Below are 5,551 nucleotides of genomic sequence, written 5' to 3'. Positions count from 1 at the left end.
ATTTTTCTTTGATTTGGAGTGAAATATCCGTGATATTTTTTTTATGAGTAACAGGTAAATAATATGAGACAAATATTTATTATTGATGACAACGAAGACTTGCGCTGGGGACTCGGTGAAACATTGAAGAACGAAAATTATGAAGTACATGAATTTTCATGCGGAGAAGACGCTTTGGAAATTTTACCTGATTTTCTCCCTGATTTAATCGTTCTTGATATGAAAATTCCTGGTAAAATGAGCGGATTGGCAGTATTAAAAAAAATCAAATTGATCAATCAAAATGTTCCGGTAATAATCCTAACGGCGTATGCTACGATTGATACTGTTGTAGAATCCCTTCAGCACGGCGCCTATGATTTTATGCAAAAACCGTTTAAAAATAAATTGCTTTTATATAAAATACGAAATGCCATTGAAAAATTTGATCTTGATTTGGAAGTGAAAGAAATGCAGGATAGACTTGATCAGCAAGATTTCATGCAAAGCGTTATGGGAAATAGTCCTAAGATAAAAGAAACTCAAGAACGCATAATGATCGTAACCAGAACCGATATTACCGTTTTAATTCAGGGAGAATCCGGAACTGGAAAAGAGATCGTTGCCAGAACAATTCATAATTATAGCAAACGAAAAAATAATAATTTCGTCCCCATAGATTGTGGAGCAATCCCGGATAATTTACTTGAAAGCGAGTTTTTCGGTTATAAAAAAGGGGCATTCACCGGAGCGAGTCTGGACAAAAAGGGGCATTTCCATGTTGCTGATAAGGGGACAATTTTTCTGGATGAGATTGCAAATCTGTCATATAATATGCAAGGAAAATTGCTTCGATTTCTCGAAGAACGGGTAATACGTCCGATAGGCAGCGTGGAGGAAATACCCGTTGATGTGAGAATTATTACGGCAACGAATAAAAATTTACTCGATGCGGTCGAAACCGGTAAGTTCAGAAGGGATCTATATTATCGCTTAAGTGAATTCGAAATTGTTATGCCTCTTCTGCGGGATAGAATAGAGGATATTCCGCTACTTGCTAATATATTTTTAAAACAAACAGCGAAAAGTCTCAACCTGCCAATTAAGAAATTTTCTCCGGAAGCCATGGCAAAATTGACCTCAAATAACTGGGCAGGTAACGCCCGTGAAATGAGAAATGTAATTCGAAGAGCTGCTTTAACTGCCGGCGAAATTGTTGAACCTGATGATATTCAATTCAATGTGAAAGCAATTTTATCGAAAGCCAAACCAACCACCGATGATTTTTTTCTCGAAGATACTTCTCTCAAGGAAATTGTAAATAAAAACGTAGAGGACATTGAAAAGAGAATTCTTGCTGAATTAGCCCAAAAAACGGATAATAACAAAAGCGAAATGGCTCGCAGACTGAAAGTAAGTTATCCCACACTTCTTAGTAAACTAAAAAAATATGATTTGTAAGGGGAATGAGTAAATAGAACTGTTGGCGAATTTTTTTATTTATACGCCCTTTTTCCATTCGGATTTTTTAATAGCCCAGTCCCTTCAGGGCTGGGTAAAAAAGAGTCACCAAAATAATCAAGGGCGTTCACGCCCTTACATTTACCCAAAAACGCCATAAATGGCGTGAGATAATTTGTTCGATTTTTTACCTATGCGTGAACGCATAGGCTATTTTTTTTCAATTTCACAATTCACAATTCACAATTCCCTTTTCACATTTTTTTATATATAGCTTTCAGCGAAAAAAAAAGTTTTCCGGTTATTTTACATAAGGTAGCTCCGCAACCTTATGCTATTCTATTTATCCTCTTTGGGGAAAATCATTTTTAATGTTATCTAATAAATTTTATCCGTGCATTCGTGACTGATTTTGAACAAAACCCCCAGTGTCATCCCAGTTAAATATAAAAAACAAAGGCATTTAACCCGAATGAAATATCGAAAAAAAAGATTTCACTGGGCAGGCGGGATAAATTCTGAGGAATGAAATGAAAGCCTGTCACGGCTAATTGGAAAGAAGACGGAAAGAATCTTCCAATCGCCACATTGTCATTCTGACAAACGAAGTGAGGAAGAATCTCCCAGAAACACACAATGCCACCCCCAAAATAAGATCCTTCGGACTTTTAAAAAACAAAAAGTCCTCGAGGATGACACCCTATTGTTGCGAAAAGAAAACCGAAAATCCGCCAGCCGGGGGATAGTTTTGCTCCTTTTTTTTCCTCATTTCCCATTTAACAATTCAAAATTCAAAATTTTCCTTCTCCCATTTCCCTTTTCACATTTCACCATTTTTTATTTTTATTCCTGCACTCGTGGCTAACTTTTTTCAAATTTTACATTGCTTTTTGAATAGCCCAGTCCCTTCAGGGCTGGGTAAAAAAGTTAACAAAATAATTCAGGGCGTTTACGCCCTTACATTTACCCAAAACGCCATAAATGGCGTAGAATAATTTGTTTCATTTTTGTTACCTATGCGTGAACGAATAAGCTATTTTTTTCCACTATTGTTCCAGCACAAAACTTACAAACTGCATTATGTGTATTATAAATTAAAATAATAAAGTTTTCATTTTTTTAATTATTGACTTTTCATTATGAAATTTTATTTTATAGGTTGAATATTATATTTCAAGGAGGGAAAAATGTTGAATAATATTACTAATCTTGATTTTCAGCTGGCATATCTGGCAATGCTAACTGAGGAAAAATTAAAGCCTTTAAGTCGATGGGAAAAAGAAATTACATCTTCCCAATTAAAAATTCTAAAGCAGCTTGGTTTGAAAGTAAATATCGTTCCCAGAAAGTTATTGAATGGGAAAAAAATTTATGAAACCGTATTTAGTTCATCCACGCGATATTTGGATTTATATTTGAAGAACTTCAATGATCAACCCATCACATTTCATCCCCATGAAAGAGAATTAGAAGGATTTCTGTTCGGTTATCCAAAATGCTGTGTGAAAAATTTTATTGAGTTTGGATATAAAAAGAATACGATTAAGAAGAAAGATCAGGAAATCTTATTCCATTGGACTTGTCCCGATTGCAGAATTACTCCATCCCTTATTCCTCTCTATCGGGAAATTCACAATGAATGCAAAAAAATATTCTCTGAAAATGAGCAAAAAGTCTCATTTGATTTTAACAAAGTAGTAAAAAGATCACTCCCTTATGCAGCCGCTTTTTTGCTGTTCCTTTCTCCTTCTCTAATAGCTGATGAGCATTGGATACCTGTTCCCGGTGATGCGGATAATAATTTTTTAACAGGGAAAGAAGAAATATTGCTGGGAGCATTTCCCTTTGCAGAGTCTCATTCTATTGCGAATTATTATCGGGATATAATTAATAATTTACCGCGACAAACTTCTCAGGATTCATGTTATGCGGTAGATAATTTTGCGTACGGCTTATATACATGCCCAATATGTGGAGAAACCGCAAATATGGGTTTTGTAACAGCGCATAATCCTCTTCATGAACTCGAAATAAATATTCCTTATATGGCTTTACATTTTATGGAACATGGCAGTTTTACTTATGCAAGAGTTGAACAGCCGGATACATTTAGAATTGATATCGAACTTCTGAAAGAAACCCTTGCTCCTTTGGACGTTGAACATCACGAGATTGCCACGCCGAATGACAGCGATGATGACGGGTTGAATAACCCATCTGAAATATTTTTTGAAACTGATCCTAATAATCCCTACACTCATAATATCGGTATCGATGATGGGCATGAAATTTCCGAAGCCATAATCAATCATATTTCGGATCTTCCTATTGTTGAATCAGGAGCAAATCCACCGAGCGATTCGGTTTATATTGATTTTCTCCTTGCAAATGGAGTTGAAAATTGCTCGATTTGTGGCAAGGTGCTAAATATGGGAAGCGCTTGTATTCACAACCCAATGGAACAAACTTATATTTCATTTCCATTTATGGGATTGCATTATATTTCTCACGGCAGGTTTGCTTTTGAAGGAACCACAAATCAGGGAGAAGTCGATCCTATCGAGTTGTGCGAAGTGTTGGATATTGATTTGAATTCCATTGATAACTTGGGAAAAATACTTGAAAAGTATGACTATCAGCTCATAAATTTCTCAAATCCTTTTGCAGAACATACCACAATTTCTTTTGAAATACCCGATGGTTCTACAAATTCTGCCAAAATTATTATTTATAATCTGAAAGGACAAAAAATCAGCGAGATAGATTGTGGAAATATGACTTCCGGCATTAATGAAGTTTTTTGGGATGGGAAAAATCAGGACGGAAAACCCACGAAAAACGGAATTTATTTTTATAAACTGATGATTGATGGAAAGGCAAAAACAATAAGAAAATGCGTTAAGATCGGATAGATTATTTTGACTTCTCAACCCCCCCCAGTAATATATGTGATATGGTAAAGGGAAAAATAGCACCGTTGGTGCTGATTTGAAATTTGAAATTTTTCGTGTATTTCGCGGTCAGTTTTTCACTTTTATCTCCTCACTGTATAAATTATCCATCAAAAAAAATGGGATGAATACAAGATTCATCCCAATAAAATTCGTAAAAAATAACGATTTATATTTTATACTTTTCGGGAATTGGTACTTCCATTTCATTTGGATCTTTTATAGTAACTTCCATAGTTTCCAAATTACCTTCCGCAATATATTTATCTCCATTTCCATTGAAGGGCGATTCATAGGCATGATTCAAATAATTTGTACGAACCAATTCGAAGAGGTCCCCGGTAAAAGGTTGATTACGATCTGTCATGTATTGAATAACAGCTTCTTTGATTTTTGTCATTTGTTCATAACGCAATTTCAGTTTTTCTTCTTTTTTTACATCGAAAATTTGGGGTAGGACTAAAATGAAAATCAGTGATAAAAATGCAATAATGCTTATCACCGTATATAACGAAAATCCGTTTCTGCTTCTTAACATGTTTTCTCCTAAATAATTTTTTTATCCGCCAGTTATCGAATCCGATTCAGGCATGATAAAAAAAATCAATGTATCTAATTGTAGTCAAGTTTTATTGAATCAGATATGTAAAAATGGGAAAAATATTAATAAATTTTGGGTAGTTTTATGTTTGTCCTATTTCCACCAGCTGGCGGAGAAGGCGGAAAAAGAGTGGGCTTAACTCAAATTTATGTATCGCTTTCAGCGAAAATATTGTTTGCTGATTTTTTTCCATAAGGTAGGATATCGCTAACCTTATGCTATCCTATTTATCCCCTTCGGGGAATTTTTTAAATTTTCAATATTATTCGTGAATTCGTAGCCAATTTTAAACAAAAACCCCTGTGTCATCCCAGTTAAATATAAAAAATAAAGGCATTTAACGGGATAAATTCTGAGGAGGGGAGCGACGAAGAATCTCCCATGAGGTTAAGAGTATGTCGCACCTACGGTGCTTTTTTGTTGATTGCACTTTTTTTCACATAAGGCTAACCTATCTTGGCGTAGTGAAACGAAGCCAGACGCCTTACGCTACAAAGATTCCACACCGCTGGTGCTAACTTATCCCCTCCGCCAGCCGGCGGATAGTTTTGCTCTTTTC

At 35.3% G+C, this 5,551-nt stretch carries 3 protein-coding genes; 2 read left to right on the top strand and 1 reads right to left on the bottom strand.

Annotation, left to right across the window (positions count from 1 at the left end):
- Positions 1 to 63: 63 nt before the first annotated feature.
- Positions 64 to 1,440 carry a sigma-54 dependent transcriptional regulator gene (locus U9P79_08710; protein ID MEA2104700.1) on the top strand — a complete coding sequence of 459 codons (1,377 nt, stop codon included), beginning with the start codon at positions 64 to 66 and terminating at the stop codon, positions 1,438 to 1,440.
- A gap of 1,187 nt (positions 1,441 to 2,627) precedes the next feature.
- Positions 2,628 to 4,352, top strand: coding sequence for a FlgD immunoglobulin-like domain containing protein (locus tag U9P79_08705; GenBank protein ID MEA2104699.1), 1,725 nt, complete (start codon positions 2,628 to 2,630; stop codon positions 4,350 to 4,352).
- Between the two features lie 208 nt (positions 4,353 to 4,560).
- Here U9P79_08705 and U9P79_08700 read toward each other — a convergent pair whose 3' ends face one another.
- On the bottom strand, positions 4,561 to 4,929 hold the full coding sequence (locus U9P79_08700) for a hypothetical protein (GenBank protein ID MEA2104698.1): 369 nt from the start codon (positions 4,927 to 4,929) through the stop codon (positions 4,561 to 4,563).
- Positions 4,930 to 5,551: the final 622 nt, after the last annotated feature.

This window comes from Candidatus Cloacimonadota bacterium, assembly GCA_034661015.1.
Classification (GTDB): domain Bacteria; phylum Cloacimonadota; class Cloacimonadia; order JGIOTU-2; family JGIOTU-2; genus JAYEKN01.
This window is presented reverse-complemented; position numbering and strand designations above follow the sequence as displayed.